25 protein-coding genes and 1 pseudogene are annotated in these 26782 nt (G+C 58.8%); 12 read left to right on the top strand and 14 right to left on the bottom strand.

Annotated elements, in window-relative coordinates:
• Window positions 1-345: 345 nt before the first annotated feature.
• Window positions 346-1467, bottom strand: coding sequence for a cytochrome P450 (locus tag ACZ3HH_RS11930; RefSeq protein WP_465804780.1), 1122 nt, complete (start codon window positions 1465-1467; stop codon window positions 346-348).
• Between the two features lie 81 nt (window positions 1468-1548).
• Between ACZ3HH_RS11930 and ACZ3HH_RS11925 the strand changes: the two genes are divergently transcribed.
• Window positions 1549-2313 carry an ArsR/SmtB family transcription factor gene (locus tag ACZ3HH_RS11925; RefSeq protein ID WP_465804778.1) on the top strand — a complete coding sequence of 255 codons (765 nt, stop codon included), beginning with the start codon at window positions 1549-1551 and terminating at the stop codon, window positions 2311-2313.
• Here ACZ3HH_RS11925 and ACZ3HH_RS11920 read toward each other — a convergent pair.
• The gene (locus tag ACZ3HH_RS11920; protein WP_465804776.1) at window positions 2310-2918 is read right to left on the bottom strand and encodes a LysE family translocator; all 609 of its coding nucleotides are present in this window, start codon (window positions 2916-2918) and stop codon (window positions 2310-2312) included. The genes ACZ3HH_RS11925 and ACZ3HH_RS11920 overlap by 4 nt on opposite strands.
• 105 nt (window positions 2919-3023) lie before the next feature.
• Here ACZ3HH_RS11920 and ACZ3HH_RS11915 point away from each other — a divergent pair, with 105 nt between their 5' ends.
• Window positions 3024-3950, top strand: coding sequence for a LysR substrate-binding domain-containing protein (locus tag ACZ3HH_RS11915; RefSeq protein ID WP_465804774.1), 927 nt, complete (start codon window positions 3024-3026; stop codon window positions 3948-3950).
• On the opposite strand, the gene ACZ3HH_RS11910 is transcribed toward ACZ3HH_RS11915, so the two are convergent.
• From ACZ3HH_RS11910 to ACZ3HH_RS11885, 6 genes are all read right to left on the bottom strand, one after another.
• Window positions 3940-4281 carry a hypothetical protein gene (locus ACZ3HH_RS11910; RefSeq protein ID WP_465804772.1) on the bottom strand — a complete coding sequence of 114 codons (342 nt, stop codon included), beginning with the start codon at window positions 4279-4281 and terminating at the stop codon, window positions 3940-3942. The two genes, ACZ3HH_RS11915 and ACZ3HH_RS11910, sit on opposite strands and share 11 nt — an antisense overlap.
• Window positions 4282-4413: 132 nt before the next feature.
• On the bottom strand, window positions 4414-5433 hold the full coding sequence (locus ACZ3HH_RS11905) for a branched-chain amino acid aminotransferase (RefSeq protein WP_465804770.1): 1020 nt from the start codon (window positions 5431-5433) through the stop codon (window positions 4414-4416).
• Between the two features lie 319 nt (window positions 5434-5752).
• Window positions 5753-7135 carry a dihydrolipoyl dehydrogenase gene (gene lpdA, locus ACZ3HH_RS11900; protein WP_465804768.1) on the bottom strand — a complete coding sequence of 461 codons (1383 nt, stop codon included), beginning with the start codon at window positions 7133-7135 and terminating at the stop codon, window positions 5753-5755.
• A gap of 3 nt (window positions 7136-7138) precedes the next feature.
• Window positions 7139-8407 (bottom strand): dihydrolipoamide acetyltransferase family protein, encoded by a 1269-nt coding sequence (locus ACZ3HH_RS11895; protein ID WP_465804766.1) that lies wholly within the window; start codon window positions 8405-8407, stop codon window positions 7139-7141.
• Window positions 8408-9466: an alpha-ketoacid dehydrogenase subunit beta gene (locus ACZ3HH_RS11890; RefSeq protein WP_465804765.1), complete on the bottom strand. Its 1059-nt coding sequence runs from the start codon at window positions 9464-9466 to the stop codon at window positions 8408-8410.
• A 1-nt stretch (window position 9467) separates the two neighbouring features.
• Window positions 9468-10703 carry a 3-methyl-2-oxobutanoate dehydrogenase (2-methylpropanoyl-transferring) subunit alpha gene (locus ACZ3HH_RS11885; RefSeq protein ID WP_008005369.1) on the bottom strand — a complete coding sequence of 412 codons (1236 nt, stop codon included), beginning with the start codon at window positions 10701-10703 and terminating at the stop codon, window positions 9468-9470.
• A 185-nt stretch (window positions 10704-10888) separates the two neighbouring features.
• Between ACZ3HH_RS11885 and bkdR the strand changes: the two genes are divergently transcribed.
• From bkdR to ACZ3HH_RS11865, 4 genes and pseudogenes are all read left to right on the top strand, one after another.
• Window positions 10889-11380, top strand: a complete 492-nt coding sequence (bkdR, locus tag ACZ3HH_RS11880) for a Bkd operon transcriptional regulator BkdR (RefSeq protein WP_465804762.1) — start codon at window positions 10889-10891, stop codon at window positions 11378-11380.
• Window positions 11381-11412: 32 nt separating this feature from the next.
• Window positions 11413-12651 (top strand): ATP-binding protein, encoded by a 1239-nt coding sequence (locus ACZ3HH_RS11875; RefSeq protein WP_465804761.1) that lies wholly within the window; start codon window positions 11413-11415, stop codon window positions 12649-12651.
• On the top strand, window positions 12638-13360 hold the full coding sequence (locus ACZ3HH_RS11870) for a hypothetical protein (protein WP_465804759.1): 723 nt from the start codon (window positions 12638-12640) through the stop codon (window positions 13358-13360). The genes ACZ3HH_RS11875 and ACZ3HH_RS11870 overlap by 14 nt, the downstream gene beginning before the upstream one ends.
• Before the next feature lie 117 nt (window positions 13361-13477).
• A pseudogene (locus ACZ3HH_RS11865) lies at window positions 13478-13546 on the top strand (ArsR family transcriptional regulator); the annotation flags it as partial.
• A 136-nt stretch (window positions 13547-13682) separates the two neighbouring features.
• On the opposite strand, the gene ACZ3HH_RS11860 reads toward ACZ3HH_RS11865, so the two are convergent.
• Entirely contained in the window at window positions 13683-14546 is an 864-nt protein-coding gene (locus ACZ3HH_RS11860; protein WP_465804757.1) for an MBL fold metallo-hydrolase, read from the bottom strand.
• 104 nt (window positions 14547-14650) lie between these two features.
• Here ACZ3HH_RS11860 and ACZ3HH_RS11855 point away from each other — a divergent pair, with 104 nt between their 5' ends.
• From ACZ3HH_RS11855 to nahK, 6 genes are all read left to right on the top strand, one after another.
• Entirely contained in the window at window positions 14651-14986 is a 336-nt protein-coding gene (locus ACZ3HH_RS11855) for an ArsR/SmtB family transcription factor (protein ID WP_032830345.1), read from the top strand.
• A gap of 174 nt (window positions 14987-15160) precedes the next feature.
• Window positions 15161-16405, top strand: a complete 1245-nt coding sequence (locus ACZ3HH_RS11850) for an NAD(P)/FAD-dependent oxidoreductase (RefSeq protein WP_465804755.1) — start codon at window positions 15161-15163, stop codon at window positions 16403-16405.
• A gap of 9 nt (window positions 16406-16414) precedes the next feature.
• Window positions 16415-17221, top strand: coding sequence for a sulfite exporter TauE/SafE family protein (locus ACZ3HH_RS11845; RefSeq protein ID WP_465804753.1), 807 nt, complete (start codon window positions 16415-16417; stop codon window positions 17219-17221).
• Between the two features lie 209 nt (window positions 17222-17430).
• Window positions 17431-18615, top strand: coding sequence for a porin (locus ACZ3HH_RS11840; protein WP_465804751.1), 1185 nt, complete (start codon window positions 17431-17433; stop codon window positions 18613-18615).
• A 293-nt stretch (window positions 18616-18908) separates the two neighbouring features.
• Entirely contained in the window at window positions 18909-20072 is a 1164-nt protein-coding gene (gene nosP / locus ACZ3HH_RS11835) for a nitric oxide-sensing protein NosP (protein WP_465804749.1), read from the top strand.
• On the top strand, window positions 20041-22635 hold the full coding sequence (gene nahK / locus ACZ3HH_RS11830; protein ID WP_465804834.1) for a hybrid sensor histidine kinase/response regulator NahK/ErcS': 2595 nt from the start codon (window positions 20041-20043) through the stop codon (window positions 22633-22635). Before nosP ends, nahK begins: the two co-directional genes overlap by 32 nt.
• 121 nt (window positions 22636-22756) lie before the next feature.
• Here the strand turns inward: nahK and ACZ3HH_RS11825 are convergent, their stop codons facing one another.
• The 5 genes from ACZ3HH_RS11825 to ACZ3HH_RS11805 form a co-directional block, all read right to left on the bottom strand.
• Window positions 22757-23422, bottom strand: coding sequence for a response regulator transcription factor (locus ACZ3HH_RS11825; RefSeq protein WP_008005351.1), 666 nt, complete (start codon window positions 23420-23422; stop codon window positions 22757-22759).
• Between the two features lie 59 nt (window positions 23423-23481).
• Entirely contained in the window at window positions 23482-24039 is a 558-nt protein-coding gene (locus tag ACZ3HH_RS11820; protein WP_465804747.1) for a PQQ-dependent catabolism-associated CXXCW motif protein, read from the bottom strand.
• Between the two features lie 224 nt (window positions 24040-24263).
• Window positions 24264-25055, bottom strand: a complete 792-nt coding sequence (locus ACZ3HH_RS11815; RefSeq protein WP_465804745.1) for an ABC transporter permease — start codon at window positions 25053-25055, stop codon at window positions 24264-24266.
• Window positions 25052-25795 (bottom strand): ABC transporter ATP-binding protein, encoded by a 744-nt coding sequence (locus tag ACZ3HH_RS11810; RefSeq protein WP_465804744.1) that lies wholly within the window; start codon window positions 25793-25795, stop codon window positions 25052-25054. Before ACZ3HH_RS11810 ends, ACZ3HH_RS11815 begins: the two co-directional genes overlap by 4 nt.
• Entirely contained in the window at window positions 25792-26751 is a 960-nt protein-coding gene (locus ACZ3HH_RS11805; protein WP_465804742.1) for a YVTN family beta-propeller repeat protein, read from the bottom strand. The genes ACZ3HH_RS11810 and ACZ3HH_RS11805 overlap by 4 nt, the downstream gene beginning before the upstream one ends.
• Between the last annotated feature and the right edge of the window lie 31 nt (window positions 26752-26782).

Here is a 26782-nt window from a genome sequence, read left to right as displayed (position 1 = left end):
GTACAGCTGCCATTGAGCGCAGGCGTAGGTACGCCCGACTGAATGGAGTGCATGCTGCTTGTGAAGACTACCGAGCGACTAAACCCGATCACTGACGATCAGTGACGGGATTCAAGTTACCGACGGGCCCCAAGGCGCACAAGCCGGCGGATTCTGGCGCAGTTGTAGGCAATGACGCAAGACGATGTAGCCTGTTGCGCATGCCGCAAATGATGCATCGTTTGTCATGCCGCCTTCGCGAGCAAGCTCGCTCCCACAGGGGATTTGTGTCGATCACAAATGTTGTGAACATCGACGACCAAGTGTGGGAGCGAGCTTGCTCACGAAGAACGATGACTCGGTCTGTCAGGTATTCAGCAAGTCGGTGAACAAAGGAATGCGCCCATTCAGGGAAGGGCGATAGTGCCAGGTCAAACGGTCCAAAGCAGGTTTCATCGCCAGGATCTCAGTCAGCGTGACGCTGGCAATGCTCATGGCCAGTACCTGTCCCGGACATTGATGACGCCCCGCGCCGAACGTGAAGCTGCGACGGTTCGGGCGGTCGAGCTGAAACGTATCGGGATCATCATTAAGCTGCGGATCACGATTGGCCGAGGCCAGCAGCACCAGGAGGACGTCGCCGGGGTTCAGGCTTATGCCGTCGATCTCACACGGCGCGGCGACGAAGCGACGGGTGTTTTGCACCGAAGGGTCGAAGCGCTGCACTTCGGCGATCAGGTCATCAACTTGAACCGAATCCAACTGTGGGTTTCGGATCAACGCCAATAGCGCATTACCGATCAGCCCGGCAGTGGCTTCATAGGTCTGGGAGAACAGGCCGATCAGGTTGGCGATCAAGGTTTCAGAATCGGTCGATGTGGCAGCGAAGCGCTGCCGGATACCAGCGAGCAGTGCGCTTCGATTGCTCGGGTCGTCCAGAAGCTCGATGACATAACCCTTCAGTTGTTCCGCCGCGGCATGTGCGGCGTCCAGCTGCGCTTGATCGCTGAGGGGCGACAGGCAGGCGACGAAGTCTGCGGTCAGCTCGCTGATGGCCCGGCCCTGTGCCGGAGAAAACCCCAGCAACGCCGCTACTATGCAGACCGGCCCGCGAAACATCGCCGCGTACAACCCGTCGGCGCCCGGGGTAATCAACCGGGCGCCGACCAATGCGTTGACCTCGTTCACATCAATCAACGTCAGCCCCGGTTCAATCGCCGCCCTCGGGCAACGCTGCCGTTCGCCCTCGTTCATCCGCATCAACTGACCAAACACCTTGCCGGCCATGCCTTGAGCAATAGCCTTGGGCACCGGCTCATGGGACGGCCGCACATGGCAGTCCGCATGCGTCAGCACGGCGGCAACGGCTCGGGCGCTGCTGGCCACCCACAGTTTCAGTCCCTGATGAAAAACCAATCCACCCTCGGCACGCAGTTGCGCGTAGTAAGGGTAGGGATCGGCGTGAGTCGCAGCGATGATCGGGTCCATGGGTCGCAGCCTTATCGGTGGTTGAAAAGTGTTGCTACTATCTCCAGTCCGAAAGGGCCTTGATTCGTCCGGGAGCGAAATATGAACGCAGAACAACACGACATTGGCGTCTCTCAAGTGGCGGCAGCGATTGCTGAGCCGGCCCGGACGAAAATCCTCTGTTCGCTGATGGACGGTCACGCCCGCACCAGCACCGAACTGGCGGCGGTTGCCGAAGTCAGTGCCTCGACCGCCAGTGCTCATCTGGCCAAGCTCAAGGAACTGGCGCTGGTGCGTTTGCACGTTCAGGGCCGTCACCGCTATTACAGCCTCGCGGACAAGCGCGTGGCCCAGGCCCTGGAAGCACTGATGGTGATCGGCCAGAACGTCGCGCCGACGTTCAACCCGCGCACCCCCGACCGCCTGCAATTCGCGCGCACCTGCTACGACCACATGGCCGGTACGTTGGCGGTGTTGCTGCATGACCGGATGATCGATGCGGGGTGGTTGCTGGAAGCCGATGAGCAGGTTTATCGACTGAGCGACAGCGGCGAAGCGTTGTTCGAAGCATTGGGAATTGACGTCAAAGACCTCGGCACCTTGCGCCGCCGCTTCGCCTGCCCGTGTCTGGACTGGAGCATGCGTCGGCCGCACCTGGGCGGCGCCTTGGGCGCGGCGTTGCTGCAAACGGCGATCAAACGCAAATGGGTGACACAGGATCTGGACAGCCGGGCGCTGGCGTTGACGGCGGTGGGGCGCAAGGAGCTCAGTAGCCGGTTCGCCGTTGAGCTGCCGATTCAGGAAACGACAATACAACCCACGTCCACCGAGAACAGGCGCCGCGCGATCATCAGTCCTGTGGCTTAGCGACTCGACGAGGCCATGAGCACGCCAAAGCCGGCGAAGGTCACGCCTGAGACTTTCGCCGCCAGCCAGGAACCTTTCGGGCTCGACAACCAGCCTTTGGCGGCATTGGCGAGCAAGGCATAGCTGCCATGCACCAGAATCACCAGCGCGGCATAGGAAGCGACCAGTTTGAAGAACTGGGTGTAGAAGTGCGCCGAGGTGTCGATGAATTGCGGGAACACCGCCAGAAAGAAAAACACCGCCTTGGGGTTCAGAAACTGAATCGAAGCGGCTTCAAGGAAGCGGTAGCCAGGGCTTGAGGGGCGCGTTTCAAGCAGCGAACCGAAACGATCCGAGCGCCAGCTTTTGTAGCCCAGGTACAACAAATAAGCGGCTCCTGCGTATTTCAACGCGGTAAAAGCATTCGCGGAGGTGCTGAGTATCAGGCCAACACTGGTGGCGCTGATGGCGGCGACGACAAACGCCCCCGACGCGATCCCCAGAATGCCCGGCACTGCCCCCGTCCAACCGTGGCGCACCGCATTGGACAGGGTCAGGAGCACACCAGGCCCCGGACTCAAAATGGTCAGGGTGGCGAAAAGTACAAAGAGTCCGTAGCTGTTCATGTCGTGCTCCGTCAGATGGCGCTGGCTGCGTGCTGGCAGAGTGGCGTGACGACGAGAGCGTGACAAACGCTTTAATTAAAGCGCATAGGTGACTAAATTAGACGCATGATCAATCAACTACCGCCGCTTAATGCTGTTCGCGCCTTCGCCGTTGCGGCTCGTCATCAGAGCTTCAGCCTGGCGGCCGAAGAGCTGCATGTCAGCCACAGTGCCGTTAGCCGGCACATCAAATTGCTTGAGGAATACCTGGGCGTGCTGCTGTTCGAGCGGCGCATTCGTCAATCGGTGCTGACGCCGGCCGGCCAGCGCTTTTATGAGCAGGTCAGTGCCGGGCTGGCGCAGATCGCCAACGCTGCCGCTGCGCTCAAGCAACATGCCTCGCTGCCTACCGTGAAGATCAATGTCCGTCCGTCCTTTGCCGTGCTTTGGCTGACGCCCAGGCTGGCGGATTTCATTGCGCAGCACCCGGACATCAAGCCGCAGGTGATCACACAAACCCAGGCACCCGATCAGGCACGCGACGGGTTCGACATCGTCATTCGCCGTGGTCGTGACGATTGGGCTCCGGCGATTGAGGCGCGAACGCTGTTCGAAGACGAACTCGTGCTGGTCGCGGCGCCATCGCTGATCGAGCGCCTGCCACTTGAAGACCTCACTTCGCTGAGCCGACACACGTTGCTGACCGCCAAGGCGCGCCGCGAAGACTGGCACCATTGGGCGATGCATTTTGGTCAAAGTCTGTCAGCCACTCAGGTCACCCGGCAGTTTGATCACATGCACCTGGTGCTTCAGGCTGCCGTGGAAGGACAGGGCATTGCCTTGTGCCCGACCTCTTTGCTGGGCAACCATCTTTTGAGCGGACAGTTGATCTGCCCGTTGCCTGAGTTGCGCGTGCCGTTGCCGCGCTATTACTACGGTGTTGCGCCGGACGTGACGGTGCAGACACGGGTGTTTGTGGAGTGGTTGTTTGCCCGGATTGCTCAGGATGAGCTGCTTTGGCAAACACCTTGTGCTGTAACTGTTACGCCCTGAAATTCCAGACAATCTCCACCACCCGCACTGCCAGCACCAGGTAAACCAGAAACAGAATGATCTGAAACGCTGTGTGATACGGCAACCTGGACAGCCGACGCAGGCCGTCGCTGACACTGAGCAGCATCAGTAGCGCTGACACCAGGATCAATCCCCAGCCGGCGAGGCTTGAGGTGAGAAACCCCATAAACAAGTACTGATCGCTGTGCAACGCGTTGGTGCCCGCCGCGAACAGCAGGGCGCACACCAGCAGATTTTTGATGTTGTCGAACACTTGCGTGGTGAAATCGGTGTCCAGCAAGGCCAGATACTTTCGCCAGAGTTTTCCCATGGTTTTGATGGCACCTTTTGATGGCTGTTGCACGCGTGGCAAGTCTAGTGACGTTTTCCACGATACGCGGACGAAAAAAAGCCCGGCCTTCAATGTGATGGCCGGGCTTTTGTGTTCAAACGGTCAGTCGCGTCAAACTTTGACGATCCAGCCCGCTGGCGCTTCGACGTCGCCGGTCTGTACACCGGTCAGCTCTTTGTAGAGCTTCTGGGTGATCGGGCCGACTTCGGTTTCGCTGTGGAACACGTGCAGTTTGTCGTTGTAGCTGATGCCGCCGATCGGGGTGATTACTGCAGCGGTACCGCAAGCACCGGCTTCCTTGAAGTCGGACAGCTTGTCGATGAACACGTCACCTTCAACCACTTCCAGGCCCAGACGGGTTTTGGCCAGCTCGATCAACGACAGACGAGTGATACCTGGCAACACCGAAGGGGAATTCGGGGTGACGAACTTGTTGTCGTGGGTGATCCCGAAGAAGTTGGCCGAGCCGACTTCTTCGATTTTGGTGTGGGTCAGTGGGTCCAGATAAATGCAGTCGGCGAAATGCGCCTTCTTGGCCTGGGAGCCCGGCATCAGGCTGGCGGCGTAGTTGCCACCGACCTTGGCCGCACCGGTGCCTTGTGGGGCGGCACGGTCGTAGCTGGAGATCAGGAAGTTGTGCGGGGTCAAACCGCCTTTGAAGTAGGCGCCGACCGGGATGCAGAAGATCGAGAAGATGAACTCGGGCGCGGTACGCACGCCGATGTTGTCACCTACGCCAATCACGAACGGGCGCAGGTACAGCGCGCCGCCGGTGCCGTAAGGCGGGATGAAACGCTCGTTGGCGCGAACCACTTCCTTGCACGCTTCGATGAACTGTTCGGTGGACACCTGCGGCATCAGCAGGCGACCGCAGCTGCGTTGCATGCGTGCGGCGTTCTGGTCCGGGCGGAACAGGTTGATCGAACCGTCCTTGCAACGGTAGGCCTTCAGGCCTTCGAAGCATTGCTGGCCATAGTGAAGGGCAGTGGAGCCTTCGCTGATGTGCAGCACGTTGTCAGAGGTTAAGGTGCCTTTGTCCCACTCGCCATTACGCCAGTGCGACAAATAGCGCTTGTCTGTCTTGATGTAGTCAAAACCCAGCTTGTCCCAATTGATGCTTTCGTTACCCATGACACCCTCTATCACTTAACAACCGCCGAAACGGTTCAAGGCTTCTGACATTTTTCTGGATGGGGACAACAATACTTCATTCCGGGCCCATTTCGCAGCCCGGACTATCGGGTGATTGGCATATTTCTTAGCCTGCTCATGAAATACGCTGTCGATCCCGCATTACTCGAAACTTTGTGGCGAGGGAGCTTGCTCCCGCTCCAGTGCGCAGCACTGGTAAAACCGGACACTGCGGTGCATCAGGTAAATCGCGGTGGTGCGGTTGGGGCCGCTTCGCAGCCCAGCGGGAGCAAGCTCCCTCGCCACAGTTGATCCGCGTTTACAAGTGCAACGCGTGGCCCAAGGCACGCAACGCCGCTTCCTGCACCGCCTCACCGAGCGTCGGATGCGCATGGATGGTGCCGGCGATGTCTTCCAGCCGAGCGCCCATTTCGAGGCTCTGGCCAAACGCCGTCGACAACTCCGAAACGCCTACACCCACCGCCTGCCAGCCAACAATCACATGATTGTCACGGCGTGCCACAACCCGTACGAAGCCGCTTTTCGACTCCAGCGTCATCGCCCGGCCATTGGCGGCGAACGGGAAGCTGGACACGATGCAGTCCAGCCCCGCGGTCTTGGCCTCGTCCGGGGTCTTGCCGACCACCACCAGTTCCGGGTCGGTGAAGCACACGGCGGCGATGGCGGTCGGGTTGAATTCGCGGTGTTTACCGCTGATCAGTTCGGCAACCATTTCACCCTGAGCCATGGCCCGGTGGGCGAGCATCGGTTCACCGCTCAAGTCGCCGATGGCGTAGACGTTGCGCATGCTGGTCTGGCAACGGTTGTCGATCTTGATCGCCGAACCGTTCATCTCCAGATTCAAGGCTTCGAGGTTCCAGCCTTGAGTGTTGGGTTTGCGACCGACGGCGACCAGTACCTGATCGGTTTCCAGGTTCAAGGTGTCGCCATTCGGGTCACGAACTTGCAATGTATTGCCTTGTGAATCAAAGCCTTCAACGCTGTGCTTCAAGTAAAGCTTCACGTCGAGTTGCTTGAGCGCTTCGTACACCGGATGGGTCAGTTCGGCGTCGTAAGCTGGCAGGATGCGATCCTGGGCCTCGACCACACTGACCTCGGCGCCGAGTTTGCGATAGGCAATCCCCAGTTCCAGACCGATGTAACCGCCACCGACCACGACCAACCGTTTCGGCATGCTTTTCGGCGCCAGCGCTTCGGTGGAGGAAATGATCGGCCCGCCAATCGGCAGCATCGGCAGGTTCACGCTTTTCGAACCGGTGGCCAGCACCAGGTGCTCGCACTGAATGCGCGTGTCGCCGACTTCGACGGTTTTGCCGTCAATCACTTTCGCCCAGCCTTGAATGACCTGGACCTTGTGCTTCTTCAGCAGCGCCGAGACGCCGGTGGTCAGGCGATCAACGATACCGTCCTTCCACTCGACGCTTTTGCTGATGTCCAGGGTCGGCGCCGAGACGCTGATGCCCAGCGCCGAGTATTGGCTGTGGTGCTGTGTCTGATGGAATTGTTCGGCGACGTGGATCAACGCCTTCGACGGAATGCAGCCGATGTTCAGGCAGGTGCCGCCCAACGATTCGCCTTCCACCAGAATGGTCGAAATGCCCAACTGACCGGCACGGATCGCCGTCACATAGCCGCCAGGGCCGCCGCCGATGATTAGCAGCGTGGTGTTCAAATTCTGCATGACTTACTCCACAAACAGCGTTGCGGGTTGTTCGAGCAAGCCACGGATGGCCTGGATGAATTGCGCCGCGTCCATGCCATCGACCACGCGGTGATCGAAAGAGCTGGAGAGGTTCATCATCTTGCGAATCACGATCTGGCCTTTGACGACCATCGGCCGTTCGACGATTTTGTTCACGCCGACGATCGCCACTTCCGGCAGGTTCAGCACCGGGGTGCTAACGATGCCGCCCAGGGCGCCGAGGCTGGTCAGGGTGATGGTCGAACCGGACAGCTCGTCACGGCTGGCCTTGCCAGTGCGCGCGGCAGTTGCCAAACGGGAGATTTCCGCGGCGCTGTCCCACAGGCAGCGGGTTTCGGCATGACGCACAACCGGCACCATCAAACCGATGTCGGCTTGCGTGGCGACGCCCACATGCACCGCGCCGAGACGGGTGATGACCTGCGCTTCATCGTCATAGCGGGCGTTGATCTGCGGGAAGTCGCGCAGAGCCACGACCAGGGCACGGACCAGGAACGGCAGCAAGGTCAGCTTGCCGCGGGTCGCGCCGTGTTTTTCGTTCAGGTGTGCGCGCAGTTCTTCGATGGCGGTGACGTCGATTTCTTCGACGTAGCTGAAGTGGGCGGCACGCTGAGTGGCGTCTTGCATGCGCTGGGCGATCTTGCGGCGCATGCCGATCACCGGGATTTGCTCTTCATCGTTGCGTTGGGCGTAAGCGGCGGTGGCGGTCGATGCGTTCGATTGACCCTGAGCCAGCCAGGCTTCGAGGTCTTCGTGCAGCACCCGACCGGCAGGGCCGCTGCCACGCACCAGACGCAATTGAATGCCGAGGTCCAGCGCATGCTTGCGCACGGCCGGGGAGGCCAGCGGACGCTCATCGGCTTCACGGGCAACCATCGGACCTTGGCAGACAGCGGCCGGGCGAGGCGCCGCAACCGGTTTGCTTTCAACAACGGCTTCAACGTTAGGCGCTGCAACCGGTGCTTCTTTAACCGCTACTGGCTGAACCGACTCTTTAACGTTGCCCGCGCCTTCAACTTCAATGCTGATCAGGACGCTGCCGACCGCCATGACTTCGCCAGGCTGTCCGCCCAGCGCAATCACCTTGCCATGCACCGGGGACGGGATGTCGACCATCGCCTTGTCGGTCATGACATCGGCCAGCACCTGATCTTCGACGACCATGTCGCCAACCTTGACGTGCCACTGAGACAGTTCAACTTCTGCAATGCCTTCGCCAATGTCCGGCATTTTAATAACGTGCGTGCCCATTCAGACCTCCATGACCCGTTTCAAAGCCGCGCCCACACGGGACGGACCAGGGAAATACGCCCACTCTTGCGCGTGCGGATAGGGAGTGTCCCAACCGGTGACGCGCTCGATCGGCGCTTCCAGGTGATGGAAGCAATGCTCCTGCACCAGCGACACCAGTTCGGCGCCGAACCCGCAGGTGCGGGTGGCTTCGTGAACCACCACGCAGCGCCCGGTTTTTTTCACCGACTTGACGATGGTCTCCAGATCCAGCGGCCACAGGCTGCGCAGGTCGATGACTTCGGCGTCGATACCGGTTTCTTCAGCCGCCACTTGCGACACATAAACCGTGGTGCCGTAGGTCAGGATGGTCACGTCCTTGCCCGGACGAGCGATGGCGGCGACATCCAGCGGCACGGTGTAGTAACCGTCCGGCACTTGTGCGGCGGGGTGTTTCGACCACGGGGTTACCGGGCGGTCGTGGTGGCCGTCGAACGGGCCGTTGTACAGGCGTTTTGGCTCGAGGAAGATCACCGGGTCATCGTTTTCGATGGAGGCGATCAGCAGGCCTTTGGCGTCGTAAGGGTTGGACGGCATGACCGTGCGCAAACCGCAGACCTGGGTGAACATCGCCTCGATGCTCTGGCTGTGGGTCTGGCCGCCGTAGATGCCGCCGCCGCAAGGCATGCGCAGGGTCATCGGCGCGGTGAACTCGCCGGCCGAGCGATAGCGCAAGCGTGCGGCTTCGGAAATGATCTGGTCCGACGCCGGGTACACGTAGTCGGCGAACTGGATCTCGGCCACCGGCCGCAAACCGTAAGCGCCCATGCCCACGGCGACGCCAACGATCCCGCTTTCGGAAATCGGTGCATCGAATACGCGGGAGGTGCCGTACTTGTTCTGCAGGCCTTCGGTGCAACGGAACACGCCGCCGAAGTAGCCCACGTCCTGGCCGAACACCACGACGTTGTCGTCACGCTCAAGCATCACATCCATGGCCGAGCGCAGGGCCTGGATCATGGTCATGGTGGTCGTGGTCATGGCGGTTTCCAACTCGATTTTATTGTTGTGATCGTTCATGTCAGATCCCCAACTCTTGACGCTGGCGCTTCAAGTGCTCCGGCATCTCTTTGTAGACGTCTTCGAACATCGTCGCGGCGCTCGGAATCTGGCCGCCGGCGAGGGTGCCGTACTGCTCGGCTTCTTTCTGCGCGGCGATCACTTCGGCTTCCAGTTCGGCGCTGACGGCGACGTGTTCCTCTTCGGACCACTGACCGATTTTGATCAGGTGCTGCTTGAGGCGGGCAATCGGGTCGCCCAACGGGAAGTGGCTCCAGTCGTCGGCAGGACGGTATTTGGAAGGATCATCAGAGGTCGAGTGCGGGCCGGCGCGGTAGGTGACCCATTCGATCATGGTCGGGCCGAGGTTGCGGCGTGCGCGTTCGGCAGCCCAGGCGGAAGCGGCGTACACCGCGACAAAATCGTTGCCATCGACCCGCAGGGAGGCGATGCCGCAACCGACGCCGCGACCGGCAAAGGTGGTGGCTTCACCACCGGCAATCGCCTGGAACGTCGAAATCGCCCACTGGTTGTTGACCACGTTGAGGATTACCGGCGCACGGTAGACGTGGGCGAAGGTGAGGGCGGTGTGGAAGTCCGATTCAGCGGTAGCGCCGTCGCCGATCCAGGCCGAGGCGATTTTGGTGTCGCCCTTGATCGCCGAGGCCATGCCCCAGCCCACGCCCTGAACGAATTGAGTGGCGAGGTTGCCGGAAATGGTGAAGAAGCCGGCGTCTTTGACCGAGTACATGATCGGCAGCTGACGGCCTTTGAGCGGATCGCGCTCGTTGGACAACAGTTGGCAGATCAGGTCCACCAATGGCACTTCGCGGGCCATCAGGATGCTCTGTTGACGGTAGGTGGGGAAGCACATGTCGTCGATGTTCAAGGCCAGGGCCTGGGCGCTGCCGATGGCTTCTTCGCCAAGGCTTTGCATGTAGAACGACATTTTTTTCTGACGCTGGGCGACCACCATGCGGTTGTCGAAAATTCGCGTCTTGAGCATGGCGCGCATGCCTTTACGCAGGATCTCGACTGGCACGCCTTCGGCCCATGGACCGAGGGCATTGCCCTGGTCGTCGAGCACGCGGATCAGGCCTTTGGCCAGATCAGCCGTGTCGGCCGGTTCAACGTCGATTGGGGGTTTGCGCACCAAGCCTGCGTCAGTCAGATGCAGGTAGGAGAAGTCGGTTTTGCAGCCGGGGCGGCCCGAAGGTTCGGGAACGTGCAGGCGCAGCGGTTCGTACGCTTGGTTCATGGCTTCTACGCTCGATCTTGTGAATTTCTTGTAGTGAGCTGGCAGTCATTCTTCGGTAAAAGAATTCTTGTCCTACAACAATCATAGGCCGGCCCAAGAAGAATATTTCTCTCTGTTTCGTTGCGCTTGAAGTCATTTGAGGATAAAAAATCTGCATAAACATAAAAAACAGGTGGTTTTGTCTCATGCGCAAACTGGACCGTACCGATATCGGCATTCTCAACAGCCTTCAGGAGAACGCGCGCATCACCAACGCCGACCTCGCGCGCTCGGTGAACCTGTCGCCGACGCCGTGCTTCAACCGGGTCAAGGCAATGGAAGAATTAGGGCTGATTCGTGAGCAAGTGACCCTGCTGGATGCCGACCTGCTGGGGCTGCATGTGAATGTGTTCATTCACGTCAGCCTGGAGAAACAGGTGGAGGAGGCGTTGCAGCATTTCGAAGAGGCGATCTCGGATCGCCCGGAAGTGATGGAATGCTATTTGATGGCCGGCGACCCGGACTACCTGATCCGCGTACTGGTGCCGACCATTCAGTCGCTGGAGCGCTTCATGATGGACTTTCTGACCAAAGTGCCGGGGGTGGCGAACATCCGTTCGAGCTTTGCGCTCAAGCAGGTGAGGTATAAGACGGCGCTGCCGTTGCCGGCGAATGGATTGACCTTAGTAGGGGCTTAGAGTAGACGTGCGGCTATACTAAAGAGATTTCTATGGGGGATTTAGGTCTAAATCATTTTCATCAAGATGATTATGTTATTTTACTGGTTGTGGCTGGGTTTATTGTCTTTGGGGTTGTTTGTGGGGGGCGGATGAAAAAGTTTAAGTTTGTGTATTTGCGAGTGGATGGTTTGCACGTTGATTTTAATGAAGGGGTTAATTACATAGTTGGAAAGAATGCCAGTGGCAAAAGTACATTGTTTGGGTATATTAAATATGCTTTAGGTGTGGTTGATTCGCTGCGTATTACTTTTTTCGAGCAGGTTGAGGTGGCTGTCAGCTTTTCTGGAGAAGTTTATTCTTTTAAGCGGCTTGCGGGAGATCCTGAACTGGCAGTCCGGTCAGCAAGCGGAGAGGTAAAGCTATATCGAGCGAGATCTTCTGAGCTTGATAGATTTTTTAGTGGAAAATTATCTCTAGAATATTTGTTCGAAGTTGAGGGTAAGCGGGCTTTTGATGTTTTTGAATTTGGCTTTTTGTCTGATGCTTGGGCATTTAATCGTCGTCAGCAATGGGATGCTCTGTGCGCAGTGTGTGGCGTAGATAATGCTTTTTTGGATGGGTTTCATAAAGAGATTTCTGAGCTGAAAGCATCTGTTCGAAAGAATAAAGAGTCGGAAGCTGCAGTTGATGGATTTTCAGAGTTGTTATTGGCTAACTCTCAAAAGGAAGGTTTAACTAATAATCTGGATGCTTTGGTTGAGCGCAGTAAAATGGAGTTTTATAAAGAGTATCGTCTAGCGGAGAAGTTGTTCGCGGATGCTTCTCTTAAGTATGATGAGGGGCGATTTCTTTGTGATAAGTATATAAGTGAAAAAATAAAGCTCATTGATGAAGCTGTTTCTAAAGTATTGGCTGAGTTTGATTTGAGTAAATTGTATTATGAAGGTGCGGAGTCATTAGCAAAAGGGAAAGATAAAGGTAGGACTTCTCAGGGCGAGGGTGTGCTTCTGAGATTTATACTGCTGCTGGTTATAGCAGATCTTTCCGCTACACAGTCGTACAACTTTTCTGGCGTTATTGTTAATGATGGCTATTTGTATCCTTATCTTGATAATGGAAAACACTCAGTGGCTCGTCAGTTATTAGAAAGGATTATTTCTAAGAGGGAAAGTATTCAGTATATTGAGTTCACCATCCGCGATGATGTGCCAAAAGATAAAATAGTCCTGGATTTGGATGATTTGAACGGGCTACGCAGCGTCGGAAGGTTTAAATATGAAGCTAAATGATAAAGTTATGGCACTGCTTTCGACGCTTGCGCTAATTGTTTCAGTGGTTGTTTTATGTATAGGTGAGGATGCTAGAAGCATATATCGGGTGGCTGAGTTGTCACTCGCGAAAGAATACGTTGATCTCAAAAAACTCGGTGGTGGTCCTGGGTACGTTGGCTTCGCAAAAGTTGAAAATTTTGGAGGGGCGGCCTCCGAAAAGCTAAAGTTGATATTTTCTTTTGAAGGGGCTGTTCCTAAGTACGATGTTTCCAGCGATGAAGACGTTGGGAGTGTTGTAGTTAAAGATAAAGATATAAGGGTGTCGTTAGATCGTCTTTCCAGTAACTCAAGCTTGAAAGTTGCGATGCAATCAAGTATTCCGTTTTCCTATGTCGTTAAATTTGTAGATGATGAAGGGGGGGGTGAAATAAATTCCTCTGTGAATGCTAAGGCTATAAGTTTGATTAATGTGATTTCTCTTTTTGTCATGGTTGTATCTTTGTTGGTGTTGGTGCGAGTGTTTAAACATGCATCTGAAAATAATTTAAAGATGCTATTGGAGCAGCATCAAGATTCGATTAGAGATGGTTTTAGAGAGATTAAGGATGAAATAGGTAATATCGAAATTGTAGTTAGTGATGTCGGGGTTGTCGGTGATACTGTGCCAGTCGCGAAATCGAAAGGTGTTGCTCAGCGGCTTTCTGAGTTTATGGGGAAAATCCCATAGTTATCTGCCGTAGATATAATGCTCTGATGTCGTTGTAATTCGTCATCGATTACCATCAGAGCATTGATGAGAGATCAGGGGAATAAGTAGCACCTTTTTATACATCTTCAGGTACTTGCACTCAAGCAGGTGCGGTACAAGACGGGGTTGCCGTTGCCGGCCAATGGGTTGACCTTGGCCAATTAAACGTCCAAATCTCTGTAGCAGCTGTCGAGTACCGCGAGGCAGCGTTCGGCGGCGCAGCCGTCGCAAACCTTGCAACCGAGTTCCTTCAGGCCGATCGCAGACGCTGCCTCGCGGCAGCTCGACAGCTGCTACGGGGCTAGAGTTGATTCAGGGGGATTTTAAGGTACACAACACCGTTGTCCTCGGCCGGCGGCAAATTCCCGGCCCGCACATTCACTTGAATCGCCGGCAACAACAGCGTCGGCATGCACAACCCGGCGTCGCGCCGGGTGCGCATGGCGACGAAAGCGGCCTCATCAATGCCGTCGTGAATATGAATGTTGCTTTTGCGCTGCTCGCCAACCGTGCTCTGGCATTGCGGGGCGCGGCCCGTGGGCGGGTAATCGTGGCAGACGTAAAGCCGCACGCTGGCGGGGAAGGCCAACAGTTTGTGGATCGAGGCAAACATCTGGTTGGCGTTGCCGCCGGGGAAGTCGCAGCGCGCGGTGCCGACGTCCGGCATAAACAACGTATCGCCCACCAGAATCACATCGCCGTCGATCAAATAGGCCATGTCCGCCGGGGTATGCCCGGGCACATGCAGGGCCGTGGCCTTGAGATTGCCGATCCGGAATGACTCGTCCGGCGCGAACAGGTGATCGAACTGTGAACCATCGACGCTAAATCCCGGCTCCAGATTGAACAGTGCCTTGAACACGTCCTGAACCTTGCTGATCGACTCACCAATCGCAATCTTGCCGCCCAGTTCCCGACGTAGATAAGGCGCGGCGGACAGGTGATCGGCATGGGCGTGGGTTTCCAGCAGCCATTGCACCTGCAACTGGTGTTCGCGCACGAAGGCGATGATTTTGTCGGCCTGGACGGTTGCGGTGCGCCCGGCGGCGGGGTCGTAATCCAGCACCGGGTCGACAATCGCGCAGTGCCCGCCATCGTGTTCGTAGATCACGTAGCTGTAGGTCGACGAGGCGGGGTCAAGAAAGGCTTCAATCAACGCAGACATGGGTACGAACCTGTGGAAAGGGGCGGGAGGACAATAACCGGTTGCAACACTTTATGTTTAAACATAATGTCCGCAGCTTAAGTGACGTCGAAGGCATCCTGCAAATGCAATCCAGTCTGACCGAATGTGAAGTCGCCCAACTCCGGGCCTCGGCCTCCAAAGCTTGCGCGCTGCTCAAGGCCTTGGCCAACGAGGACCGCTTGCTGATTCTCTGCCAATTGACCCAGGGCGAGCGCAACGTCGGCGAACTGGAAAAAATGACCGGCGTGCGCCAACCCACACTGTCCCAACAACTTGGCATCCTGCGCGACGAAGGATTGGTAGTCACCCGTCGTGAAGGCAAGTACATATTCTATGGTTTAGCCAGTCACGAAGTGATTCAGGTGATGAAGACGCTGTCCGGCCTGTACTGCGGAGCGGTGCTGAAAAGCTGGGGCTGAACCTGATGCCGGTCAGTTAAGCGCAATCCATGTGGGAGCGGGCTTGCTCGCGAAGGCGGCGGCACAGTCAATAATGATGTCGCCTGACACACCGCTTTCGCGAGCAAGCCCGCTCCCACAGGTTCCGCGACTTAATGAACCCGGCGCCATGCGTGCAATAACAAGGAATGAATGATGAACGATCAACACTGGGGCCCATCCATCAGTGCCGACATCGTGGTAATAGGCGGCGGGACCGCCGGCATTGGCCTGGTTGCCAGCCTGCTGAAACGCGATCCGGGTTTAAACATCACCGTCATCGAACCCGACAGCCAGCATTACTACCAACCGGCGTGGACGCTGGTGGGCGGCGGTGCTTATGCGCTGAAAAACACCACGCGCCCGATGTCCTCGGTGATGCCGCGTCAGGCCACCTGGTTGCAGGCGTCCGTGACTGACATCGCCCCGGACAGCAAACAGCTGACCCTCGATGATGGCCGCACCGTCAGTTACCAGAACCTCGTCGTCTGCCCCGGCCTGCGCCTGGCCTGGGAGAAAATCGAAGGCTTGCAGGACACCCTCGGCCAGAATGGCGTGACCTCCAATTACAGCTATCGGCACGCAGCCTACACCTGGGAACTGGTCCAGGGATTGCGCGGCGGAAAAGCGATTTTCACCCAGCCAGCGATGCCGATCAAATGCGCCGGTGCGCCACAGAAAGCCTTGTATTTGTCCTGCGATCACTGGCGTAAAACTGGCGTTCTGAACAAATTCGACGTCGAGTTCAATCTGGCCGGCGCTGCGTTATTCGGCGTGGCGACATTCGTGCCGCCGCTCATGAAGTACATCGAAAAGTACAACGCCCGGCTGGCCTTCAATTCCAATCTGGTCAAGGTTGACGGGCCGTCGAAAACTGCGTGGTTCGAGGTCAAGGACGCTGCAGGTGCCGTGACCGTAGAAGAAAAAACCTTCGACCTGCTGCACGTCGTGCCGCCTCAGGTCTCACTGGATTTCATCCGCCAAAGCCCGTTGGCCGACGCCGCTGGCTGGTGCGAAGTGAACCCGCACAGCCTGCAACACGTGCGCTATACAGACGTCTTTGCCTTGGGCGATGTCTGCTCCACCAGCAACGCGAAAACTGCCGCCGCTGTGCGCAAGCAGATCGTGGTGGTGGCGCAAAACCTGCTGGCCCTGCGCAAGCAACAGCCGTTGCCACTCAAGTACGACGGCTACGGTTCCTGCCCGCTGACGGTGGAGAAGGGCAAGGTGATTCTCGCCGAGTTCGGTTACGCCGGTAAGTTGCTGCCGACCTTTCCCCTCGACCCGACAGTGCCGCGTCGTTCGGCCTGGTTTCTCAAGGCGACCTTGCTGCCGTGGTTCTACTGGAATGGCCTGCTCAAGGGCCGTGAATGGCTGACCCATCTGTCCAAGGTTGACTGAGAGAACCCTATGTTGCTGGCCAGTTTTTTCGGTGTGGTCATGGGGCTGGTGCTGGGTTTGACCGGCGCCGGTGGCGGTATTCTTGCGGTGCCGGCCCTGGTGCTGGGGCTGGGTTTGACCATGACCCAAGCGGCGCCCGTCGCCTTGTTCGCGGTGGGCAGTGCGGCCGCGATCGGTGCGATCGACGGTTTGCGCCATGGCCTGGTGCGCTATCGCGCGGCGTTGTTGATTGCACTGCTGGGCGCGGTGTTTTCGCCGGTGGGCATCTACTTCGCCCATCAGTTGCCGGAAAAGATCCTGATGGTCCTGTTCAGTCTGCTGATGGTCATGGTGGCCTGGCGGATGCTGCGCCGGGAAAAGCACGATGACGGCCCGAGCGACCACGGTCATGCCAACTGGGGCCAGAAGAACTGCATGCTTGATCAGCAGACCGGGCGTTTTTCCTGGACCGGCAAATGCACCGCAACCCTGGCGGCACTCGGGGCGGTGACCGGTGTGGTTTCGGGGCTGCTCGGGGTGGGTGGCGGTTTTCTGATTGTGCCGGCGTTCAAGCAACTGACCGATGTGCAGATGCGCGGGATCGTCGCCACGTCGCTGATGGTGATCAGCCTGATCTCGGTGATTGGCGTGATCGGCGCGTTTCATGCCGGGGTACGGATCGATGGTTTGGGCGTGTCGTTCATTGTCGCCAGCATCGTCGGGATGATCCTCGGTCGAAAACTCTGCGCACGGGTGCCGGCCCGAGGGCTGCAGATCGGTTTCGCCAGCGTCTGCGTGGTGATCGCCGTATACATGCTGTTTAGAGCGCTCGCCTAGCGGGCACCGGTTCCTGTGGACGCCAGTCGGGTCCTCAGGCTTACACCCTAAGTTCCGGGCCTGTGCGGCGGGCGGTCTTACACCGAATTTGCCGCGCGCTACCCGCCAATCCAAAGCAGCTGACAACCGCCCCCAAGGCAGCGTATGACGCCGCCGGTCCACTTTCGATAATCGCCTCCGACATCAAGTCCCCCGTTGCGGAGCGCGTCATGCACAACAATAAGAACTTCAAGCATCGTTTCTTGCCGGCCTTCATCGCCAGCCTGTCCTCCCTTGGCCTGAGCTCAATGGCCGAGGCCGAGATCATGTTGTACGACAAGGACCAGACCACGTTCTCCACGGATGGCTACATCAACGCCTTCTATGTGAACAGCGACGTGGACCGGGCCGGCGAGCAGTACGACCGGCGCCAGGCGCGGGTGAAGATGGGATTCCTGCCCAACTACCTGGGCTTCAACATGGGTAAGCAGGTCGATGACCTCAAGCTCGGCGCCCGCGCCTCGTTCTGGGTAACCATCAACGACAGCGAAACCAACGGCACCGACACCGCCATCGATGTGCGGCAGTTCTACGGCACGGTGGCCAATCCAGAGTGGGGCGAGGTGCTGATCGGCAAGGACTTCGGCCTGTTTGCCCGCTCCAACATCCTGCTTGACGAATTGCTCGCCGGTTATGGTCAGGTCAGCGATACGTTGGGCCTGGTGGACGGCGGCGGGGTGTCGTTCGGCAACATCGGCAGCGGTTACCCATACCCGTTCCCGACGTCGCAGATTACCTATCGCACCCCGGTGATGGACGGGTTGCGGGTGGCGGTGGGGATCATGGACCCGGTCGATACCAACGACAGCAGCGCGACGGGCAAGGCGTATCAGGAGAACCCGCGCACCGAGAGCGAGATCACCTATCAGTTCGACCTCGGCGGGGCGAAGATTTACAGCTGGCTCAACGGCAGCTACCAGACTTCGGACAACACCGACGCAAGCGTCGAGTCCGTCACCTCCAAAGGCGTCGGCTACGGCGTGCAGGCGAAGATGGGCGGGCTGTCGCTGACCGGCTCCGGTTTCCAGGCCAAAGGCATCAACCCGTTCTTCACCAACAACGCTGGCGAACCGACCTTGCGCAATGTCGACAGTGACGGTTACCTGTTGCAGGGCTCCTACAAACTGGGCAAGAACCGCCTGGCGCTGTCTTACGGCAAGACCGAGGACGACGGCAACGGCGTGGTCGGCAGCGGCGCCGATTACGAGACCCGCGGCATTGCGCTGTTCCATGACGTCAACGACAACCTGAAGCTGGTGGCCGAGTACAACCAGTTCGAAATCAATGGCCACGACACCAGTGCCCAGAATGAAGACACCGATACGTTTGCGGTGGGGGCGGTGTTGACCTGGTAACTGGCTGGCTAACTACTACTTGTGGCGAGAGAGCTTCCTGTGGCGAGGGAGCTTGCTCCCGCTGGGTCGCGAAGCGGCCCCCGATTTCTAGTCGCGCATCGGCCAGAATCAGGGGGACTGCTTCGCAGTCCAGCGGGAGCAAGCTCCCTCGCCACAAGAGCGCCAGCCGCGCAATCGTGCAAATCCCCCTCTCATCCCATCGAACCACCCACCCACTACCCAAGTAGCATTCGCCGCCGCCCGCAGGCTTCGTACACTCGTGCCTCATACAGGCGCACCGGCGAGGGGCGAGGATGGAGCAGGTTCAGAACGACGGTGTGGTCAGTGCCATGTCCCAGGCCACCGATGCCCAGCAAGCGGCCCAGGATCTGGCGCGACAACTCTTGCACCCGCATTTGGGCTTCGTGCTGTTCTTCTGTTCCGCCGAGTACGACTTGCAGGCGCTGGGGCAGGCGTTGCAACAGAGCTTCGGCGGCATTCGTCTGGTGGGCTGCACCAGCGCTGGGGAAATCACCCCCCAAGGTTATGGCCGCAACTGCGTAACGGCGGTGGGCTTCGATCATCGGCATTTTTCCATCTCCACCGAACTGATCGACGAGATGGAACATTTCAGCCTGATCGATGCCCAGCAAATGGTCGAGCGACTGGTCAGTGGCTGTCGCAGCAACACCCTGGCGCCGATCAAGGGCAACAGCTTTGCCCTGACCCTGCTCGATGGCTTGTCCAGTCGTGAAGAGATGGTTCTCGCTGCCCTGAGCGCGGCGTTGGGCGACATTCCGCATTTCGGCGGATCGGCCGGCGACGACAACTACTTGACCCACACCCATGTGTATTTCGGCGGCGAGTTTCACAGCGGCGCGGCAGTGGTGGTGTTGGTCAACACCTGGCTGGACTTCGAAGTCTTCACCACTCACCACATCCTGCCCAGGGCCGAAAAACTGGTGGTCACCGCTGCCGACAGCGCCTCGCGCCGGGTGTTCGAACTCAATGCCGAACCGGCCGCCGAGGAGTACGCCCGGCACATCGGCGTGGCGGTGGCCGATCTCGACTATCGGATCTTTGCCGCGCACCCGTTGGCGGTGAGGATCAACGATCAGTATTACGTGCGGGCGATTCAGCAGGTTCACCCAGACCTGAGCCTGAGTTTTTACTGTGCGGTGGAAAACGGCATCGTCCTCACCGTCATGACCCCGGGCCCCATGCTGCCGAATCTGCAAAACCTGTTCGACGGTTTGCAGGAGCGCCTCGGGGACCTGTTGCTGACCATCGGCTGCGACTGTTTTCTCAGGCGTCTGGAACTGGAAGACGGCGGCAGTCTTGAGCAGATCGGCGCGTTTCTGCGGGAGCAACGGGTGATGGGTTTCAACACCTATGGAGAACAGTTCAATGGCATGCACATCAACCAGACCTTCACCGGGGTTGCCATTGCCCGAGGCCGCTCCCCTGGACAGCGCTGACCTTCAGGCGCAGATCGCCAGCCTGTGCCACGAAAACCATAAACTGCAGCGCATCAATGGCGCGCTGATCGAGCGCATCGAATCGGGCATCACCCGGGGCAACGACCCGTATGCCGCGTTCCAGCATTCAGTGGTGCTGGCCGAACAAGTGCGTGAGCGCACCGACGCCTTGAACCAGGCCATGGCCGAACTCAAGGCCGGCAATCATTTGCTCAGCGAGGCACGGCTGCGGGCCGAAACCGCCCATCAACACTTGATCGACGCCATCGAAAGCATTTCCGACGCCTTTGTATTGTTCGACGCCGAGCAACGGATCGTGCTGTTCAACAGCCGTTTCAAGGCGTTTTGGGGCAACAGTCGGGTGCGAATCAATGCCGGCATGCGCCTGAGCGAGGTCAAACGGTTGATGACCGCGACCGGGCTGTTCAGCGAAGAACCCCGCGGGCATGCCGATGAAAACCTGCTCTATCGCCTGCACAACGGGCGCTGGCTGCAAGTCAGCGAACGGCCGACTCAGGAAGGCGGGCGGGTGATCCTGTTTACTGACATTACCGACGTCAAACTCAGCGAAACCCTGCGCCGCGAGCAGGCCGTGGCGCAGAAGTCGCACTTGTTACAACGGGCTGTCGACAACCTGTCCCAAGGGGTGGCGATGGTCAACGCCGAGGGCATTCTGGAACTGTGGAACCGGCGCTTCCTGGAACTCAGCGGCCTGGCCCCGGTGGCGGCCCATCGGCCATTCGCCGAAGTAATCGCCGACAGCGAACTGAACCTGCTGACCCCGGCCAGTCGCGACCCGAACGGGCGGCACGTGCAGGAGTGCGAGCAGCGCCTCTACGATGGCCGGGTGCTGGAAATCCGCACCCATCCACTGCCCACCGGCGGCTTCGTCAACACCTTCACCGACATCACCGAACGCTACCAGCACGCCGAAGCGCTCAGTGAAAGCGAGCGCTGGATTCGTTTGATCACCGACCATGTGCCAGCGCTGATCGCCTACCTGAATGCCGATCTGGTCTATGAATTCACTAACAAAGTCTACGAAGAATGGTACTGCTGGCCCCGGGGCGTGATGCTCGGGCAGAGCCTGCGCGAAGTTCACAGCGAGCAGCATTATCAACGCCTGGAAACCTACGTGGCCCGGGCCTTGGCCGGTGAGAGCGTGACGTTTGAGTTTGCCGAGACCAACATCAACAATCAGGAGCGCTATATGTTGCGCTCCTACGTGCCCAATCGTCTGGCCACCGGGGAGGTGGTGGGGATTTTCGTGTTGATCCGCGACATCACCGAGCGCCGCCGCACCGCCGAGGCGCTGCATCAGGCCTATCAGAATCTTGAGTTGCGGGTGCGTGAACGCACCACCGAGCTGACCACTCTCAATGACCAATTGCTGCGCGAAATCGACGAGCGCCGCCGCGTGGAGTCACGCTTGCGCGAGGCCAAGCTCGAGGCCGAACAGGCCAACCTGTCGAAGACCAAATTTCTCGCCGCCGTCAGTCACGACCTGCTGCAACCGCTGAACGCCGCGCGGCTGTTTACCAGTGCGTTACTGGAACGCCGGGAGCCGGTGGCCAACGAAACGCTGGTGCGCAACGTCAGCAATTCCCTGGAAGACGTGGAAAACCTGCTGGGCACCCTGGTGGACATTTCCAAACTCGATGCCGGGGTGATCAAGGCCGACATTGCACCGTTCGCCCTGAGCGAGTTGCTGGAAAACCTTGCCGCCGAATACACCCAAGTGGCCCGCAGTGAAAGGCTTGAGCTGCATTTCATCCCGTGTTCGGCGCTGGTGCGCAGCGACATTCAGTTGCTCGCGCGGATCCTGCGTAATCTGCTGAGCAATGCCATTCGCTACACCTACAGCGGGCGCGTGGTGCTCGGCTGCCGGCGTCATCATCAGCGGCTGACCATCGAAGTCTGGGACAGTGGCATGGGCATTGCCGAAAACCGTCTGGAGGAGATTTTTCAGGAGTTCAAACGCGGTGACGTGCAGCGCCCGGATCAGGATCGCGGTTTGGGGCTGGGCCTGGCGATCGTCGAGAAAATCGCGCGCATTCTCGGCCATCGGATTCATGTGCGTTCATGGCCGGGCAAGGGCTCGATGTTTTCCGTCGAAGTGCCGTTGAGTGCCACGGCGCCGAAGGCGTTGCCGAACCTGCTGATGAGCGAACCGATGCTCGAACGCCTGCGCGGCGCGCGGGTGTGGGTGCTGGACAACGACGCGGCCATTTGCGCCGGGATGCGCACCTTGCTCGAAGGTTGGGGCTGCCGGGTAATCACGGCGCTGTCGGAGGAGGACCTGGCGCGGCAAGTGGATAATTATCACGACGAAGCCGACCTGTTGATTGCCGACTATCACCTGGATGACGAGAAGAATGGTGTCGACGCTGTTGCTCGCATCAACGCCCGTCGCGCTTCAGCGATCCCGGCGATGATGATCACCGCCAACTACAGCAATGAACTCAAACAGCAGATCCGCGAACTGGGCCACACCCTGATGCACAAACCGGTGCGGCCGATGAAACTCAAGACGGCGATGAGTCATTTGCTTGGTCGGCCTTGAGTTTTCTGGTGTGTTTACTGGCCCCATCGCGGGCAAGCCCGCTCCCACAGGTTTGTGGAGATCCTGTGGGAGCGGGCTTGCCCGCGATGGGGGCGATTCGGTCTAACTCTTGCCCCCAGAATCAGCGCCGCAAATAAGACCCGAAATCAATATCCCCGGCACTCAAAATCGCCTGCACCCGGTTGTGCACATTGAGTTTGCGCAATATCGCCGAGACGTGGGCCTTGACCGTGGTTTCGGCGATTTCCAGGGTGTAGGCGATCTGTTTGTTCGATTCGCCCTTGGTCATACGCTCAAGCACCAGCAACTGCTTGCGGGTCAGGGCCTGGAGCAGCTCCGGCGGGAAGCTCGGGGTGTCATTCATCCGGCGATGGGTGCCGCTTTTTTGCGTGCGGATGATGTCTGGCGGCAGGTAGACGTTGCCATTGAGGATCTGCTGAATGGCCTCGGTCATTTGCACCCGTGGCGACGACTTGGTGATGAACCCCACCGCGCCATAGGTGATGGCTTGCAGCACGATTTGTTTGTCCTGTTCGGCCGAGACGATCACCACCGGAATGGTCGGCGCCTCGTTGCGCAGATTGATCAGGCCATTGAGGCCATGCATGCCGGGCATGTTCAGGTCGAGCAGAATCAGGTCCAGATCATCGTGTTCCTGGGTCAGGGCCAGGGCGCTGTCGAGGTCGGCGGTTTCCATGACCTCGCTGCCGGGGAAACCGTCGCTGATGACGTTATGAATGGCTTCGCGAAACAGCGGGTGATCGTCGGCAATCAGAATTTTGTACATGGCCTTTCACCTCATTATTTTTTTGATCAGGGTGTGGCAACAACTCGCAAGCGCTCATGTCAGGGAAAGGGCTCGGGCCGGGCCGGCGTCACGGGCAGATTTGCCGCTTGCCACGCATCCAGTCCGTCGCGGTACCAATACAGTGTTTTATAGCCCATGGAAGCGGCGCGTTTTACCGCGTTCCAGCTCAACCAGCAATCGGAGCGGCAGTAAAAGACCAACGGTCGCGTCAGATCGCCCGCTGTCAATTGCTGCAGATGATGCGCGAAATAGTCCTGCCACGGGGGCGTCAGGTCACCGTCACCGGTATTGGCCAGCCAATGGCTGCCGGGCAGGTTTTCGTGGGCCTCTTCTTCGATGAAACGACCTTGCAGCCATTGCCGGCGGTAGACATCGATCAGCAGTGGCTGCGGCGTCTGCTTGAGCAGGGTTTGCAGGGCAGGCGTGTCGATGATACTCGCGCCCTGGAGCTGAGTCGGGGTCGGGCTGCGGTATAAACCGATGCGATAACCTTCGGCGGAGAACAGCGCTGTTTCAGCCTGCGCGACGCCCAGCAACAGGCTCAGCGACAGTGCGGCGAGAGAAGGGCACAGCAGAACACGTCGTGCACGCGGCATGGGGGTTCAGTCCTTATAGTTATGAACCCATTACATGCCAGTAGCGGTGCATTGTGAATGCGACGATAGACAGGTAAACCAGTACTAAAGTAGTAATTTTGACCTGTTCAACACAAATCTCCTGTGGGAGCGGGCTTGCCCGCGATGAGGCCATCACATCAGCATTACTGTCGACTGACACACCGCCATCGCGGGCAAGCCCGCTCCCACAGGGATTAGTGTTGTTATCCGGTTTTGCGCAGGGCCGCATGCTGCGGGTTGAAGGTGAGTACCGCCAGCAGGGCGAACACCAGCGTCAGCCCCACGCACACCGCCAGCGCCAACGGGTTGAAGCGTTCATACAGCGCGAACCGCACCAGTTCCACCGCATGGGTGAACGGGTTCAAGGCGCATAGCCAATACAACCACTCGCTGGAATCGCGCATCTTCCATAGCGGATACAGCGCCGACGACAGGAAAAACAGCGGGAAAATCACGAAGTTCATCACCCCGGCAAAGTTCTCCAACTGGCGAATCGCGTTGGACAGCAACAGGCCCAGCGCGCTGAGCATCAACGCCACCAGCAGCAACGCCGGTAGTGCCAGCAACAAACCCATGGCCGGCGGTTGCACACCGTACAGCCAGGCAATCGCCAGAAAGGCATACACCTGCAACAGCGAAATCAGCGACGTCGCCAGCAATTTGCTGCACAGCAGGAAGGTCCGGGGCAGGGGGCTGGTCAGCAGCACGCGCATGCTGCCCATTTCCCGGTCGTAGACCATCGACAGCGAACCTTGCATGCTGTTGAACAACAGGATCATGCAGGCCAGGCCCGGGATGATGTAAACCTCATAGGGGATGTAGGTGTCGTAGGGCTCGATGATGGCGATGCCGAGAGCCGCGCGAAAACCGGCGGCGAACACCAGCAGCCACAGCAATGGCCGCACCAGCGCGCTGAGAAACCGCGTGCGCTGCAACACAAAGCGCAGCCATTCACGCAGCACGATACCGCTGAAACATTGCCAGTAAGCGTTCATTGGACGACTGCCCCTGAAGAGACCGAGGTGGTCAGGCGAGTGAAGGCCGAATCGAGATCGCCGCCATGTTCCAGGCTCAGGGCGTCTGCCTGTCCGCTGGCCACCAAACGGCCTTGATGCAGGATCAGCAAGTCATCGCTGGGCTGCACTTCATCCAGCAAATGAGTGGTCCAGAGCACGCTGATGTTGTGCTCGCGACACAGGCTGCGGATGTGTTGGTTGAGCGCCAGGCGACTGGCCGGATCGAGGCCGACGCTCGCCTCGTCGAGCAGCATCAGGCTTGGCTCGTGCAGCAACGCGCGGGCGATTTCCACTCGCCGACGATGGCCGCCATTGAGTTCGCGCACCCGTTCGCGACGGCGCTCGGTCAGGGCCTGGCGCGCCAGTTCGGCGTCGACCCGAAGGGCGGTCTGGCGTCGAGATAATCCATGCAGCGCGGCGTGGTAACGCAGGTTTTGCTCGACGCTAAGGTCCAGATCCAAGGTGCTTTGCTGGAACACCACACCCAATTGTTTCAACGCCGGACGTGCCGCATTGCGCAACGAACAGCCGCCGACCCGAATATCACCGCGCTGCACATCATAAAGGCGGGTGAGCAGGGCGATCAGCGTCGACTTGCCCGCGCCGTTCGGTCCCAGCAGCGCGGCAAAACGCCCGGGTGCCAGGCTGAAACTCACCTGACGCAAGGCCTCCCGCGCGCCGTAAGCGAAACTCAGGTCGCTGACTTCAAGGGCGTTCATGGCGTCACCACCACGCCCCACGGATAGCGCCCGACCTTCACCGATTTAGTCACCTTGAGGCTGTCGACATCAATCACCGACACGTCGCCGCTGACGCCATTGGTGGCCAGCAATTGCCGTTGATCCGGGGTGAACGACATCTGCCAGACCCGTCGGCCCACCAGCAGGTAATCAACAATTTCGAAGGTCTTGGCGTCGATCACCGCCACATGGTTGGCCGGGCCGAGGGCGACGAAACCGTACTTGCCGTCGGCGCTGAGTTTGATCCCCACCGGCTGGACTTTGTCCGGGTGCACGCCTTTGATCTGGAAGGTCAGGGTCTTGAGGATCTTGCGGCTGGCGACGTCGAGAATCGTCACCGTGCCGCCGATTTCCGCCGAGGCCCAGAGCTGCGAGCCGTCGGGATTGAATTCGACGAAACGCGGCCGCTGATCGACCAGGGTGTTGTCGGCCAGGGTTTGGGTACTGGTGTCGATCCAGTGCAGCATGTTCGTGGTTTCACTGGTGTTCACCGCCCACTTGCCGTCGGGGCTGACGGCCATGCCTTCGGGCTCGACGCCAACGTTGATCTGCCCGAGTACTTTGGAAGTTTCGGTGTCGATCACCGTCACCAGCGCATCGTCCTCGTTGGAGACATACAGCCAGCGATTGTTGGGGTGCAGGGCGAATTGCTCGGGGTCTTTGCCCGAAGGCAGTTCCTTGATGATCTTGCGCGTGGCGACGTCCATCACCTGGACCCGATCCGAATCACTGGCGCAGATGTACAGCAGCGTGTTGTCGTGGGACAGCAACAGGCCGCGCGGGCGCTGGCCGACGGGCAGGGTCTCGGTGACTTTCAGGGTCTGCATGTCGATCAGGCTCAGGCTGTTGTCCTTTTCGTTGGAGACCCAGGCGGTGCTGGCAGCGGCGTGCCCGGCGGCGAGCAGCAGGGCGCAGGAAAGCAGGGTGCGGCGCATGGCAGATTCCTTATTGTTGTTGTCGTGAAAA

The sequence above is a fragment of the Pseudomonas sp. PME37.24/025 genome (genome assembly GCF_055556615.1).
This window is presented reverse-complemented; position numbering and strand designations above follow the sequence as displayed.